Origin of the sequence: Neisseria sp. P0013.S005, assembly GCF_051958425.1 — a bacterium.
Taxonomy (GTDB): domain Bacteria; phylum Pseudomonadota; class Gammaproteobacteria; order Burkholderiales; family Neisseriaceae; genus Neisseria; species Neisseria subflava.
The window spans coordinates 1-14895 of the sequence record NZ_JBQCVL010000011.1; the positions used below are offsets into that span (position 1 = coordinate 1).

Below are 14895 nucleotides of genomic sequence, written 5' to 3' on the forward strand. Positions count from 1 at the left end.
AAAAGCTGAGTCCTGTCGCATACAGAACCCAGCTTACACAGAGCGCCTGAAAAGGCTTTTATGAGTGTCCAAGATTTTGGGGCCAGTTCAATTGTTTTCAGACGGCCTGTTTTATTTGAAAATGTTGTAAAAAGTCTAAACTCTAATGAATAAAAGTATCTATCAAGATGAAAGTAGTTGTTTGTAGCGTTGGAAAACATTAATATTGCCAAACGTGTTTTCACGAGATTTTAACTTTGTATTGGAGAGAATAATGAAAAAATCGATTATCGCTTTGGTTATTGCCGGTTTGCCGCTGGCTGCCTCTGCAGAAGTGATTCTTTATGGTCAAATCAAAAGCAGCGTGACCGTTGGTCAAGTAAAAATCAAAGGTGATGCAGGTTCTGAAACCAGCTCTACCGCAACCAGCATCAATGACAATACCTCCCGTATCGGTTTTAAAGGTAGCGAGAACTTGGGCGGCGATTTGAAAGCCATCTGGCAAGTTGAACAAAAAACAGCCATTACCGGCGGTTCACAAGGTTTTGCCAATCGCGATTCCTTCATCGGTTTGCAAGGTAAATTCGGTAAAGTCCGTGCCGGTAAACTCAGCAATATGCTGAACGAAATGGACACCATCGATCCGTGGATGTACAAAACCAATGCCGCAGGCTTGGGCATATTTACCCGTACCGGCAACCGTAATGCCGCTGTACGCTACGACAGCCCGGATTTTGGCGGATTCAAATTCAACGTGTCTTACGCACCGCGCGACAACCGCAATCCTTCAGACAAATACACGCACACCCAAGCGGCCAAAGACCAATACACCGGCGGCGTGAGCTTCTCTAAAAACGGCTTTACTGCCAATGCGGCTTACGGCCATTACAACGGCGCGTACACCGACAATTCCGGCAAAGTCAAAGCGGCACAAATCGCCAAAGTTGAAACTTATTACGACAAAGACAATCTCTTTGTCGGCGGCGGCGTACACTATGCCAAAGGCCATGAGACAGCCAACGAATATTTAGGCTATTTCACCGATGGTTTTAATGAGTACAAGGGTAGTGACATCACTGCCGATTCAGGCAAATCTGAAGCCGTGAAAGTGGTTGATGCAGCAGTAACTGTCGGCTACAAATTGGGCAATGTCACCCCACGCATTACTTATGCACACGGCTGGCCTGCCAAGGGCGTGAACAGCGGCGAGAAATTGGTGGATAAATTCGACCAAGTCGTTGTCGGCGGCCAATACACCTTCAGTAAACGCACCGGCGTAGTTGCCCAACTGGCGTATCTGAAAGTCGGCAACAAAACCCGTCTGACTGCAGCCAACAAAGGCGGCGTTGAACAAAAAGCCGCTTCTGTGGGCCTGTATCACAAATTCTAAGCCGTCTTGAAAGACAAGGCCGTCTGAAAAATTTCAGACGGCCTTTTTGTTGATTAAAGCGGTTTATTTGTCGTGGTTGGTCAGCGTTGTGCCGTGACGGCCACCGCGTTCTTTCAAACGTTGTACCAAACCTTCGACCGTTGTCGGCATGCCGTCGACACAGAATGCCTGATACAGGGCGGTATGCAGGGCATCGTTGCGGCTGAACGCATTGCCGATCAGCTTCCAATCGCCTTTACGCGGCTCGATCCAGCGGTGGTTTACTGTGTCGCCGTAAGCGAATACTTTGTAAGACGAACGCTTATCGTTGCTGTAAGTAAAGGATGTGCGGGCGCAATAGAGGCCTTCGACGGAGAGGTTGTCGTAGCCTTTGTCGGAGCGCACGTTCAAGACGTAGCGGATGCTGTTGTCAGGCGCAGGCATGATTTGCAGGCTGCTGAGCAGGATTTTAGGCTGCTTGCCGTAGGTTTCGTTGACATAGAGGTCGAACCAATCGCCCGATTGGGTATCGGGCAGGGGCGGCAACTCGGCTTTGTGTTCTTTAAACTCGCGTGCGGCAACTTCTTCAGGGCTTTCCTGATAACGCGTGTTGGTCAGCGTATCCTTTTGGCTGAAACCCAAAGCAAATGCTTGAGTCGCGGCAAGGCTGAGGGCAAGAAGGGCAAAACGGCGCATAGACAGCTCCAAAGTGAAAAACGGCTTTATTTTATGGGCTTGCAGGGTGGGGTGCAAGTAAGTGCGGTATAATTGACGTTAATTCTGATTAATATGACGAGTTTTCATCATGAATACACAAACTCTGGATGTCATTGGTTTGAAATGCCCGCTGCCGATTTTGCGTGCCAAAAAAGCTTTGGCGCAAATGCAGGAAGGCGAAGTGCTGACCGTATTGGCCACCGATGGCGGCGCGCCCGGCGATTTTGAAGCGTTTTGCCGTCAGACCGGACATGTTTTGTTGGAATCGAGCGAAGCCGACGGCGTGTTCAAGCTGGTGTTGAAGCACAAATAAAGGCCGTCTGAAATGTCTAAAGCCGTTGCGTTGTCTGCCGCCGTATTGGCTGTCTGCCTGAGTGCATGCGGCAATGAAGGCGTTTCGCCGCAGAACGCTGTCGATTATGCCCAAAATGTAACCGACTTGTTCCGCCAAAGCTGCGTGGCCGCAGACGGCAATGCCGCCCTTGTCGGCGAGTTTGCCAATGCCAACAAACTGGTTTTATTGTCGAAAAAGGATATTGCCGATTTGCCTGCCGGAATGATGGATTTGGAGGCATTAAGTATTTGGAAGAAAACGGTAAACGGCGCAGATTATTATTTGAGCCTGACTGAAGACAGTTGCAGCGTGCGCACGGCTAAAGCCGACGACCATCTGATTTTCAAACAATTTTTGGCTTTGGCAGAAAATCCGCCGCAAGGTTTGAACGCTGAATTGCGTGCCGATAATTTGGTGGAAACTCCGTTGCCTATGCGTCAGATTTCCTACGCATGGCGCGCGTCCGGCAGTCCGAAAGAAACCTTGCTGACTGTTAAAACAACGTCGTCCGAGCATTTTCCGGTACAGGCTGTTTTTTATTTGACCCATCATTCTTACGACAATAAGGCCGCCGTTTTGCCTTAGGCCGGTTGACGATTGAAACACCAAATTAATAGAAACTGTTACCGCCGAATAAAGGCCGTCTGAAACATTATCACACCAAACCACTCGAAAGTAAGCTATGCAAACCCTGACCATCATCCGCCCCGACGATATGCACTTACACCTGCGCGACGGCGACGCGCTCAAAGCCGTTGTCCCGTACACCGCCCGACAAATGGGCCGCGCGGTTATCATGCCCAACCTGAAGCCGCCCGTCGTCAGTGTTGCCGACGCCCAAGCATACAAAGAGCGCATTATGGCCGCCCTGCCAGAAGGCAGTAGCTTCCAGCCGTTGATGACGCTTTATTTGACCGATAACGCCACTCCCGAACTCGTACGTGAAGCCAAGGCTGCCGGTATTGTGGCTTTCAAACTTTATCCTGCAGGCGCGACCACCAATTCCGATTCCGGCGTGACCGACTTGTTTAAGCTGATCCCCGTGTTGGAAGAAATGGCGAAACAGGGCATTTTGTTCTTGGTTCACGGCGAAGTAACCGATCCTGAAATCGATATTTTCGACCGCGAAGCCGCCTTTATCGAGCGCGTGATGAAGCCGGTTTTGGCGCAAGTGCCAAACCTCAAGGTCGTGTTTGAACACATCACCACTGCCGAGGCTGCACGACTGGTATTGGAAGCAGGCGATAATGTGGCCGCGTCTGTGACGCCGCAACACTTGCTGCTCAACCGCAACGACCTTTTGGTCGGCGGTGTGCGCCCTCATCATTTCTGCTTGCCTGTACTCAAACGCGAAACCCACCGTCAGGCTTTGGTTGCCGCCGTTACCGGCGATAAGGCGCACAAATTCTTCCTCGGCACGGACTCTGCGCCACATGCTAAAACTGCCAAAGAAAATGCTTGCGGTTGCGCCGGTATGTTCAGCGCAATGACTGCTATCGAGCTTTATGCCGAAGTGTTTGAGAAAGCAGGCGCGTTGGATAAACTGGAAGCCTTTGCTTCTAAAAACGGCCCATGTTTCTACGGTCTGCCTGAAAATACCGATACCATTACATTGGTCAAACAAACGCAAACTGTACCTGCCAGTGTGCCTTACGGCGATGGCGAGCTTGTACCGATGAGGGCCGGCGGCGAGATTGAATGGACGGTACAATATTAAATTTGCCGCCAATTAGGCATAAAAAGAAACAACCTGCTTGAAAGGGCAGGTTGTTTTTATTGTCGTTCAGACGGCCTGTTATGGGGAGGGAAGACAGTCAAGGCCGTCTGAAAATAGGATTAGAGTGTGTATTTATTCGGTCAACATGGGTTTCAGTGCTTCCCAAGCCTGCGGCAGTTGGGTAAAACCGTCCGAAGCCATCAAATGGCCGCCTTCTGGAATATGGGTAACAGGGCTTTTGAGTTTGGCCGCCATGTCCAAAGTCAGTTCGGGTGGAACATGGGTGTCATTGTCGGAAACCAGGCAGTGTTTGGGTATATCGATTTTGCGCAGGATGTCGAAATCGGGGGACGCTGCTTTAATGTAGGCATCGAGCGTGGGCAGGGGCGGTAGCATATCGGCAAAACCGGCGGCAAGCAACAGACCGCCGATTTTTTGCGGCTGTTGGCGGCTGAGGAAGTGAAGGAGGGTAATGCAACCGAGGCTGTGGCCGACTAGGAAGGTATGGGCATCAGGCTTGCCGATGTGCTGGTCAAGGGTAAACTGCCACGCGGTCGTGCTTGGTTTGTCGGGATTGGGCATGGCGAGGGAGATTGCTTGTGCGCCGGTGCTTTTGACTTGGGCGCAAAGCCAGTCAAACCAGTTGCCGTGCGGATTGCCTTCAAAGCCATGTACGATATAAACGCGTCGATTCATGTTTCTCCTCCTTCAGACGGCCTGAGATTTTGTCTAAATCTCTGCCTGTAAGCGTTTATTATACCATGTTTGTTTATGTTTTATTGTTTGCCGCTTTGTAAGGATGGTTGATTAAGCTTTTGTTGTTAAATGATATTTGCAAGAATAATAAAGCAAACAACACGGCAGGGGCGGATGGCGTTGCCGTGTTGTTCGGGTTTGAAATATATAGGGGCCGTCTGAAAAAGGGAAAGAATGGTTTGTTTGTTGCAAAGATGTTTTTGTTATATTGCAAGGCCGTGTTTTTCAGACGGCCTTTACGCTTTAACTTATTTTTAACCCGATTTCTCTGACGAAGCGCCTGTCTTGGCGTACACTTTGGTCTTTTATAAATGAGAATGGTTTATGTATCACGGCGAGAGATTTAATGCGTACAGCCATTTGGCCGGTTTCTTGTTGGCAGTGGCAGCCTTGGTGCTGATGCTGGTGAAAGCGGTAGAATCGGCGGACGGCTATCGGATTGCCGGTGCACTGACTTACGGAGTCTGCCTGCTGCTTCTGTATTTGGGCTCAACCTTATACCACAGTATTCCGCAGCCGAAGGCCAAGGCGATTTTGCAAAAGGTCGATCATTGCATGATTTATCTTTTAATTGCAGGCAGTTATACGCCGTTTACGCTGATTACCCTGCAGGGCGGTTGGGGCTGGTCGCTTTTCGGCGTGTCATGGGGGCTGGCTTTGTTGGGCATTGTTCAAGAGCTGACAATTGGGCGCAAAAGCGAGAAGCGGCTGCTGTCGATGGTGATTTATGTGTTGATGGGCTGGCTGATTGTGGTGGCGGTATGGCCGCTGATACAGTCGCTTTCGGCCGGTGGATTATTTTGGCTGGTGTTGGGCGGCGTATTGTATAGCGCGGGGATTTATTGGTTTATCAACGATACGAAAATCCGCCATGGCCACGGTATTTGGCACTTGTTTGTCTTAGCAGGCAGTTTGACGCAATTTATCAGCATTTATTTTTATGTGTTGTAGTTTCAGACGGCCTGGAATAAAAAACCTCTCAGTTTGACTGAGAGGTTTTTGTTTGTCGTCAACCTGGGTTTTTGTCGTGGAATTCGTGGAATTCATAGTTGTAGGTCAACTCTTTGCCAGCTTTGGTTTGCGCCAGATAATCGTCGTAAACAGCACGGATTTCCTTACGCAGCAGGAAGAGGGCGATTAAGTTTGGTAAGACCATAAAGCCGTTGAACATATCGGACATACTCCAAACCAAATCCACTTTGCCCAATGTACCCAATACGATGGCCACCAAAACCAGCGCGCGGTAGATGCCCAAATGTTTGCCGCGGAACAGGAAGCGGATATTGGATTCGCCGAAGTAGTACCAGCCGATGATGGTGGTAAAGGCGAAGAAGGTCAGACAGACGGCGAGCAGTTGCGAGCCGAAACCCGGGAAGGCTTTGTTAAACGCCAGTTGGGTAACCGCAGCGCCGGTTTCGCCGGAAAGGTCGGCGTCGGTCAGCAGGATAATCAGCGCGGTTGCCGTGCAGACCATCAGCGTATCGATAAAGATACCGATAAATGCAGCCATACCTTGTTGCACAGGGTGTTTGACGTTGGCGGTCGCATGAGCGTGCGGGGTCGAACCCATACCGGCTTCATTGGAAAACAGGCCGCGTGCCACACCGAAGCGGACTGCCTCGCGCATACCGATACCGGCCGCACCACCCAATACCGCTTCCGGATTGAAGGCGGCGACAAAAATATTGTGGAACATCGGGATGATGTGGTCGGAGAATTTGAACAAAATAATCACGGCACACAAGATGTAAATTACCGCCATAAACGGCACGACAAATTGCGCGATACCGGCAATGCGGTTGATGCCGCCGATGATGATCAGGCCGGCGAATACCGCCAAAGTAATACCGACAGCCATCGGAGGAACATCGAAAGCCAAATTCATGGCAGAGGCAATAGAGTTGGATTGGGTCGCGTTACCGATGAAACCCAGCGCGATAATCAAGGCGATGGAGAAAAAGCCGGACAGAAAACGCGCCGCGCCACGGCCGATTTTCGGAGTCAGGCCGTGCGTAATGTAAAACGCAGGGCCGCCGATGTATTTGCCATGGCTGACCACGCGGTATTTTTGCGCCAAAACGGCTTCTGCAAAAATGGTAGACATGCCCAAAATGGCAGACAACCACATCCAAAAAATGGCACCCGGGCCGCCAGCGGTAATCGCAGTGGCGACACCGGCTACGTTACCGGTACCGATTTGCGCGGAAATCGCCACGGCAAGGGCTTGAAATTGAGACAGAGATTTGCCTTCGTGGTCTTTGTCTTTTTTGCTGAACAAGCCACCGAAAACGGATTTGAAACCCGTCCCCAATTTGGTTATTTGCGGCGCACCCAAGTACAGGGTAAAAAACAGGCCGATGCCGATTAAGGCATAAATCAGCAGGTAGTCCCAAAGAACCAGATTGACTGCACCCACCAGAGCAGACAATATTTCTTCCATAATAAAACCTTTAATAAAAACAATAAAAATAAAATGATACGGGTAACTACTCCCACTCATTTTTCGCGTTTGGCAATATCGGCGAGCAGGCCGTTTTGCCATTCGATACCGGTTAAGTTGTTAACAATTTTGACCGATTTTGTCATCATACCGTAAACCTTCGTGAATTAAAACGAAAAACTGACAAAGGTTTGCCGCCAATGTGCTTCTTTATTTAAAAAAGGTTTCTTTGTTTTCAGACGGCCTGTTTTTGCAAATATTCGGGCTGTCTGAATATTTTGGCTAAAGGCAACTTATGATAAAATGCACGCCTTACAAATGAAGCAAATTCCGCCTCAACGCGTGAAAAAACGAAAGGAATCAATATGGCAGGCCATAGTAAGTGGGCAAATATCCAACACAAAAAAGCCCGACAAGATGCCAAACGCGGCAAAATCTTCACCCGTCTGATTAAAGAAATTACCGTTGCTGCCCGTATGGGCGGCGGCGACCCCGGTGCAAATCCGCGCCTGCGCCTGGCTTTGGAAAAAGCCGCTGAAAACAATATGCCTAAAGACAACGTGCAACGTGCCATCGACAAAGGTACGGGCAATCTGGAAGGCGTGGAATACATCGAGTTGCGTTACGAAGGCTACGGCATCGGCGGCGCGGCTTTGATGGTGGACTGTCTGACCGACAACAAAACCCGTACCGTTGCCGATGTGCGCCACGCGTTCACTAAAAACGGCGGCAACTTGGGTACCGACGGCTGCGTAGCGTTCAACTTCGTTCATCAAGGCTATTTGGTGTTCGAACCGGGCGTTGACGAAGATGCGTTGATGGAAGCGGCTTTGGAAGCCGGTGCGGAAGACGTCATCACCAACGACGACGGTTCCATCGAAGTGATTACCGCACCGAACGACTGGGCCGGTGTGAAATCGGCTTTGGAAGCTGCAGGTTACAAATCTGTTGACGGTGACGTTACCATGCGCGCCCAAAACGAAACCGAGTTGAGCGGCGAAGATGCAGTTAAAATGCAAAAACTGATTGACGCATTGGAAGATTTGGACGACGTACAAGACGTTTACACTTCTGCCGTGTTAAATCTGGACTAAGAGTTTAAAGAACAAAAGGCCGAGACCTTTGCAAAATTCCCCAAAATCCCCTAAATTCCCACCAAGACATTTAGGGGATTTCTCATGAGCACCTTCTTCCAACAAACCGCATAATCCATGATTGCCAAACACATCGACCGCTTCCCACTATTGAAGTTGGATCAGGTGATTGATTGGCAGCCGATCGAACAATACCTGAATCGTCAAAGAACCCATTACCTTAGAGACCACCGCGGCCGTCCCGCCTATCCCCTGTTGTCCATGTTCAAAGCCGTCCTGCTCGGACAATGGCACAGCCTCTCCGATCCCGAACTCGAGCACAGCCTCATCACTCGCGTCGATTTCAACCTGTTTTGCCGTTTTGACGAACTGAGCATCCCCGATTACAGCACCTTATGCCGCTACCGCAACTGGCTGGCGCAAGACGACACCCTGTCCGAATTGCTGGAACTGATTAACCGCCAACTGACTGAAAAAGGTTTAAAAGTAGAGAAAGCATCCGCCGCCGTCATTGACGCCACCATTATTCAGACCGCCGGCAGCAAACAGCGTCAGGCCATAGAAGTCGATGAAGAAGGACAAGTCAACGGCCAAACCACACCGAGCAAAGATGAAGATGCCCGTTGGACAAAGAAAAACGGCCTCTACAAACTCGGTTACAAACAACATACCCGTACCGATGCGGAAGGTTGGTTGGGACATGAAGTTACCCGCCTGACCGTATGCGAATACCTCAAACCATTGTTTGCAGACGGCATCGATACGCTGGTGTTGGGCTGCACGCACTTTCCCTTGCTCAAGCCCTTAATCGGTAGGGAGGCGGGTAATGTCGCGTTGGTTGATTCTGCAATTACGATGGCTGAAGAAACAGCACGCGTCCTTGCGCAGGAGGGATTACTCAATACTGACAACAATAATCCCGACTATCGTTTTTATGTCAGCGATATTCCTTTGAAATTCAGAACGATAGGCGAACGTTTTCTGGGTAGGACGATGGAGCAGATTGAAATGGTGTCTTTGGGTTAGGCAAAGTTTGCTCAAACACCCGCATATCTGGAGTAAGGATGTGCGGGTGTTTTTTGTGAAGATACGTCAGAAAATGTTTGCAAATTACATTTTAAGTTAATAGAATATAAACTATTATCATTTTTAAAAAAGTTGATATGAAAAATTCACTTATTGCCCAAGCAGCCGGTATCCTGCCTGTGCTGCTGCTTTCTGCCTGCGCGGGCGGCGGCAGTTTCGATTTGGACAGCGTGGAAACGAAACAGCACAACCCGCAGTCCGAAGCACCGAAATACCAAGACGAACAGACTGAAAAACCGGCAAAACCCGATGAAGCGCAGGCGGCGGAAAACGACCGTCTGGCTTACGGTTTTGCAGCCAAAATACCGCGCCGTAATGTCCATTTCAACGTGAAACAGGGGCATCAGCCGCTGTCGGATGCGGATTGGGTGAAATTGGCGGCGGGTGAACCGGATAAGTTTCCCCAAAAGGATGACATTTTTGCGATGGATAAGGGTACGCTGAACGAATCCATCACAACGGGCGATGGTAAAAGCCGCGTGGAAGGATACACGAAATTTAAGTATGTCCGCTCGGGCTATATCTACCGCAACGGTGCCAATAAAATCGATCCCAAAAACAATATCGCCCTTTTCGGTCCGGACGGCTACCTTTTCTACAAAGGCAGCAATCCTTCCCAAGCTCTGCCGACGGGCAAGGCGATTTACAAAGGTACTTGGGATTATGTAACCGATGCCAAGGAAAAACAGAAGTTTCCCCAGTTGGGTAGTCCGCCAGCGGGGGATAGGTACGGGGCTTTGTCTGCCGAGGAAGCGGATGTGTTGCGCAATGAAAGCGAGGCACCGAAAGGTCAGACCGATTTCGGGCTGACCAGCGAGTTTGAGGTGGATTTCGCCGCCAAGACCATGACCGGCGCGCTCTACCGCAATAACCGGATTACCCATAACGAAACCGAAAATAAAGCCAAACAAATTAAACGTTACGACATTCAGGCTAACCTGCACGGTAACCGCTTCAAAGGTAAGGCGTTGGCTGCAGATAAAGATACTGGGAACGATCATCCCTTCGTTTCTGATTCTGATAGTCTGGAAGGTGGTTTCTACGGGCCTCAGGGCGATGAGTTGGGCGGCAAGTTTTTGGCAAACGATAAGAAAGTGCTTGCCGTATTCGGCGCGAAACAGAAAGACGGTGCAGAAAAACCATTGGCTGAAACCTTTATGGACGCTTACCGCATCGGTGCGGATTTTGTGAAAAAACAGATAGACAGCTTCGGCAACGTGGCCAAACTGCTGATTGACGGCGTAGAGCTTGCGCTTGTGCCGTCCGAAGGCACTCAGACGGCATTCCAGCATGTATTTGAGAAAGATGGTGTGAAGGTGTCGGTATGCTGCTCCAATTTGGATTACCTGCATTTCGGGGTGTTGGAACACGGCGGTTCGCACGATATGTTCCTGCAGGGCAGCCGTACGCCGGTTTCCGATATGCCTGTAACGGCGGGAGAGGCGGTATATCGCGGTACATGGTCGGGTACTATTGTTAATGGTACGAGCTGGAGTGCCGAACCTTCCAATAAGGAAGGCGGTAACCGGGCGGAGTTTAAAGTTAATTTTGCCGAGAAAACCCTCAACGGTATGCTGACGGCGAAAGACCGCATTGCCCCCGTATTCACCATCACTGCCACGATTCAGGGCAACGGTTTTTCAGGTGTGGCGAAAACCGGTGAAAACGGCTTTGCATTAGATCCGAAAAATACCATCGATCCGAAACGAACGAATATCCGTGCAGATGTGTCCGGCGGCTTCTACGGCAAAAACGCCATTGAGATGGGCGGATCGTTCTCCGGAAATACATTGGAGGGAGAAAGCGGCAAGGCGGCAGTGGTATTCGGTACGAAACGCCAACAGCTTGTCCGGTAAACTGGGCTGCCGGTTGACAGAGGAAAGTTCTTCAGACGGCATATCGGCTTTAAATGCCGTCTGAAGGCAGTAAGTAGAGAAATGATATGAAACAGCAACATTTGTTCCGATTAAATATTTTATGCCTGTCGCTGATGACTGCGCTGCCTGCTTATGCGGATGTTTTACCGTCCGGACAAGTGATGGAAAAGCAGCTCGATACCGTGCAGGTCAATGCGAAAAAACAGAAAACCCGCCGTGATAACGAAGTAACCGGGCTGGGCAAGCTGGTCAAATCTTCCGAGACGCTAAGTAAAGAACAGGTTTTGAATATCCGAGACCTGACCCGTTACGATCCGGGTATTGCCGTGGTCGAACAGGGTCGGGGCGCAAGTTCCGGCTATTCAATACGCGGCATGGATAAAAACCGTGTTTCCTTAACGGTAGACGGCGTTTCGCAAATACAGTCCTACACCGCGCAGGCGGCATTGGGTGGGACGAGGACGGCGGGCAGCAGCGGCGCAATCAATGAAATTGAGTATGAAAACGTTAAGGCCGTTGAAATCAGCAAGGGTTCGAATTCATCAGAATACGGAAACGGCGCATTGGCAGGTTCGGTCGCATTTCAAACCAAAACCGCAGCCGACATTATCGGAGAGGGAAAACAGTGGGGCATTCAGAGTAAAACTGCCTATTCTGGAAAAGACCATGCCCTGACACAGTCCCTTGCGCTTGCAGGACGCAGCGGCGGCGCGGAAGCCCTCCTTATTTATACTAAACGGCGGGGGCAGGAAATCCATGCGCATAAAGATGCTGGTAAAGGTGTGCAGAGTTTCAACCGGCTGATACCGGTCGAGGATACCCATCCGTACGCAAATTTCATTGTCGAAGAGGAATGTTCCAATGGATATGCGGCCTGTAAAGACAATGCGAAAAAAGATGCTTTGGCCAAAGATGAGCGCAAAACCGTCAGCACGCAGGATTATACCGGCCCCAGCCGCTTCCTTGCGGCCCCGCTTGAGTATGGCAGCCAATCATGGCTGTTCCGACCGGGGTGGCATTTGGACAACCGCCATTATGTCGGAGCCGTTCTTGAACGTACGCAGCAGACCTTTGATACACGGGATATGACTGTTCCTGCCTATTTTACCGAGGCCGATCTGAATGAAAGTGTCCGGAGAAACGGTACGCCGAGCGGCTTTGGCAAATATTCGGGCAATAATAAGGCCGAAAGGCTGTTTGTTCAGGGAGAGGGCGGTACATTGCAGGGTATCGGTTACGGTACCGGCGTGTTTTATGATGAACGCCATACTAAAAACCGGTACGGGGTCGAATATGTTTACCATAATGCTGACAAGGATACCTGGGCCGATTACGCCCGACTTTCTTATGACCGGCAAGGTATAGATTTGGACAACCGTTTGCAGCAGACGCATTGCTCTCACGACGGTTCGGATAAAAATTGCCGTCCCGACGGCAATAAACCGTATTCCTTCTATAAATCCGACCGGATGATTTATGAAGAAAGCCGAAACCTGTTCCAAGCAGTATTTAAAAAGGCATTTGATACGGCCAAAATTCGTCACAATTTGAGTATCAATCTAGGGTACGACCGCTTTAAGTCGCAATTGTCCCACAGCGATTATTATCTTCAAAACGCAGTTCAGGCATATGGATCGAAAATCCCGGAAGGGGCGCAGTCACCCAACGGAAGCCAAGGCAAACCGTATTGGGTGTCTATCGGCAAGACCACGGTCAATACATCGCCAATATGCCGCTTCGGCAATAACACCTATACAGACTGCACACCGAGGAATATCGGCGGCAACGGTTATTATGCAGCCGTTCAAGACAATGTTCGTTTGGGCAGGTGGGCGGATGTCGGAGCAGGCATACGTTACGATTACCGCAGTACGCATTCGGAAGATAAGAGTGTCTCTACCGGCACTCACCGCAACCTTTCTTGGAACGCAGGCGTAGTCCTCAAGCCTTTCACCTGGATGGATTTGACTTATCGCGCTTCTACGGGCTTCCGTCTACCGTCGTTTGCCGAAATGTACGGCTGGAGAGCCGGGGAGTCTTTGAAAACGTTGGATCTGAAACCGGAAAAATCCTTTAATAGAGAGACAGGTATTGTATTTAAAGGGGACTTCGGCAATTTGGAAGCCAGCTATTTCAACAATGCTTATCGCGACCTGATTGCATTCGGTTATGAAACCCGAACTCAAAACGGGCAAACTTCGGCTTCTGGCGACCCCGGATACCGAAATGCTCAAAATGCACGGATAGCCGGTATCAATATTTTGGGTAAAATCGATTGGCACGGTGTATGGGGCAGGTTGCCGGACGGGTTGTATTCCACGCTTGCCTATAACCGTATCAAGGTCAAAGATGCCGATATACGCGCCGACAGGACGTTTGTAACTTCATATCTCTTTGATGCCGTCCAACCTTCACGATATGTATTGGGTTTGGGTTACGACCATCCTGACGGAATATGGGGCATCAATACGATGTTTACTTATTCCAAGGCAAAATCTGTTGACGAACTGCTAGGCAGCCAGGCGCTGTTGAACGGTAATGCCAATGCTAAAAAAGCAGCATCACGGCGGACGCGGCCTTGGCATGTTACGGATGTTTTCGGATATTACAATATCAAGAAACACCTGACCCTGCGCGCAGGCGTGTATAACCTCTTCAACTACCGGTATACCACTTGGGAGTCTGTAAGGCAGACTGCCGAAGGAGCGGTCAATAGGCACAATAATGTCGGTAGGTATAACCGCTACGCCGCACCGGGACGAAATTACACCCTGACTTTGGAGATGAAGTTTTAACCTAAGCAACCGTGCATCAAGGCAATAGGAGACCTTTGCAAAATTCCCCGAAATCCCCTAAATTCCCACCAAAACATTTAGGGGATTTTCCATGAGCACCTTACTTCCAGCAAACCGCACAAGCCATGATCGCCAAACACATCGACCGCTTCCCACTATTGAAGTTGGATCAAGTGATTGATTGGCAGCCGATCGAACAGTACCTGAATCGTCAAAGAACCCGTTACCTTAGAGACCACCGCGGCCGTCCCGCCTATCCACTGCTATCCATGTTCAAAGCCGTCCTGCTCGGACAATGGCACAGCCTCTCCGATCCCGAGCTCGAACACAGCCTCATCACCCGCATCGATTTCAACCTGTTTTGCCGTTTTGACGAACTGAGCATCGCCGATTACAGCACCTTATGCCGCTACCGCAACTGGCTGGCGCAAGACGACACCCTGTCCGAATTGCTGGAACTGATTAACCGCCAACTGACCGAAAAGCCCACCGCAAACATCCGCTGTCGGAAGCGCAAACCAAACGCAACCGATATTTGTCGAAAACCCGTTATGTGGTCGAACAAAGCTTCGGTACGTTACACCGTAAATTCCGCTATGCGCGGGCAGCCTACTTTGAGCTGAGCAAAGTGAGTGCGCAAAGCCATCTGAAGGCGATGTGTTTGAACCTTTTGAAAGCCGCCAACAGGCTAAGTGCGCCTGTTGCCGCCTAAAAGGTGGCTGAGTGCCTGA

13 protein-coding genes and 1 pseudogene are annotated in these 14895 nt (G+C 50.1%); 10 read left to right on the forward strand and 4 right to left on the reverse strand.

The window, feature by feature from the left end:
• On the reverse strand, positions 1 to 224 hold a 224-nt coding region (locus ACTHTA_RS09645; RefSeq protein ID WP_308888175.1), incomplete at its 3' end, for a hypothetical protein.
• Positions 225 to 253: 29 nt separating this feature from the next.
• Here ACTHTA_RS09645 and ACTHTA_RS09650 point away from each other — a divergent pair.
• Positions 254 to 1369 carry a porin gene (locus ACTHTA_RS09650; RefSeq protein WP_070747755.1) on the forward strand — a complete coding sequence of 372 codons (1116 nt, stop codon included), beginning with the start codon at positions 254 to 256 and terminating at the stop codon, positions 1367 to 1369.
• Positions 1370 to 1432: 63 nt separating this feature from the next.
• Here ACTHTA_RS09650 and ACTHTA_RS09655 read toward each other — a convergent pair whose 3' ends face one another.
• Positions 1433 to 2044, reverse strand: coding sequence for a CNP1-like family protein (locus ACTHTA_RS09655; protein ID WP_070747752.1), 612 nt, complete (start codon positions 2042 to 2044; stop codon positions 1433 to 1435).
• Positions 2045 to 2153: 109 nt separating this feature from the next.
• Between ACTHTA_RS09655 and ACTHTA_RS09660 the strand changes: the two genes are divergently transcribed.
• The 3 genes from ACTHTA_RS09660 to pyrC all read left to right on the forward strand — a co-directional run bounded on the left by ACTHTA_RS09660 (position 2154) and on the right by pyrC (position 4116).
• The gene (locus ACTHTA_RS09660; protein WP_003681929.1) at positions 2154 to 2378 is read left to right on the forward strand and encodes a sulfurtransferase TusA family protein; all 225 of its coding nucleotides are present in this window, start codon (positions 2154 to 2156) and stop codon (positions 2376 to 2378) included.
• Positions 2379 to 2390: 12 nt separating this feature from the next.
• Positions 2391 to 2984, forward strand: a complete 594-nt coding sequence (locus tag ACTHTA_RS09665) for an NMCC_0638 family (lipo)protein (RefSeq protein ID WP_070747749.1) — start codon at positions 2391 to 2393, stop codon at positions 2982 to 2984.
• Between the two features lie 97 nt (positions 2985 to 3081).
• The gene (gene pyrC / locus ACTHTA_RS09670) at positions 3082 to 4116 is read left to right on the forward strand and encodes a dihydroorotase (RefSeq protein WP_070747746.1); all 1035 of its coding nucleotides are present in this window, start codon (positions 3082 to 3084) and stop codon (positions 4114 to 4116) included.
• A gap of 132 nt (positions 4117 to 4248) precedes the next feature.
• On the opposite strand, the gene ACTHTA_RS09675 is transcribed toward pyrC, so the two are convergent.
• A complete protein-coding gene (locus ACTHTA_RS09675) occupies positions 4249 to 4812 on the reverse strand; it encodes an RBBP9/YdeN family alpha/beta hydrolase (protein ID WP_440364398.1) in 564 nt (187 codons plus the stop codon).
• Between the two features lie 384 nt (positions 4813 to 5196).
• On the opposite strand from ACTHTA_RS09675, the gene trhA reads away from it, so the two are divergent.
• Complete coding sequence (trhA, locus tag ACTHTA_RS09680) at positions 5197 to 5823, forward strand: PAQR family membrane homeostasis protein TrhA (protein WP_049329915.1); 627 nt, start codon at positions 5197 to 5199, stop codon at positions 5821 to 5823.
• A 58-nt stretch (positions 5824 to 5881) separates the two neighbouring features.
• On the opposite strand, the gene ACTHTA_RS09685 is transcribed toward trhA, so the two are convergent.
• A complete protein-coding gene (locus tag ACTHTA_RS09685; RefSeq protein WP_049329916.1) occupies positions 5882 to 7312 on the reverse strand; it encodes an alanine/glycine:cation symporter family protein in 1431 nt (476 codons plus the stop codon).
• 365 nt (positions 7313 to 7677) lie between these two features.
• On the opposite strand from ACTHTA_RS09685, the gene ACTHTA_RS09690 reads away from it, so the two are divergent.
• The 5 genes and pseudogenes from ACTHTA_RS09690 (at position 7678) to ACTHTA_RS09710 (ending at position 14876) form a co-directional block, all read left to right on the forward strand.
• A complete protein-coding gene (locus tag ACTHTA_RS09690) occupies positions 7678 to 8406 on the forward strand; it encodes a YebC/PmpR family DNA-binding transcriptional regulator (protein ID WP_049329917.1) in 729 nt (242 codons plus the stop codon).
• Positions 8407 to 8523: 117 nt separating this feature from the next.
• Positions 8524 to 9432, forward strand: a complete 909-nt coding sequence (locus tag ACTHTA_RS09695) for a transposase (protein WP_440364397.1) — start codon at positions 8524 to 8526, stop codon at positions 9430 to 9432.
• Between the two features lie 137 nt (positions 9433 to 9569).
• Positions 9570 to 11348 carry a transferrin-binding protein-like solute binding protein gene (locus tag ACTHTA_RS09700; protein WP_308888486.1) on the forward strand — a complete coding sequence of 593 codons (1779 nt, stop codon included), beginning with the start codon at positions 9570 to 9572 and terminating at the stop codon, positions 11346 to 11348.
• Between the two features lie 86 nt (positions 11349 to 11434).
• Complete coding sequence (locus ACTHTA_RS09705) at positions 11435 to 14164, forward strand: lactoferrin/transferrin family TonB-dependent receptor (protein WP_049328461.1); 2730 nt, start codon at positions 11435 to 11437, stop codon at positions 14162 to 14164.
• A gap of 125 nt (positions 14165 to 14289) precedes the next feature.
• Positions 14290 to 14876: pseudogene (locus ACTHTA_RS09710) on the forward strand (transposase).
• Positions 14877 to 14895: the final 19 nt, after the last annotated feature.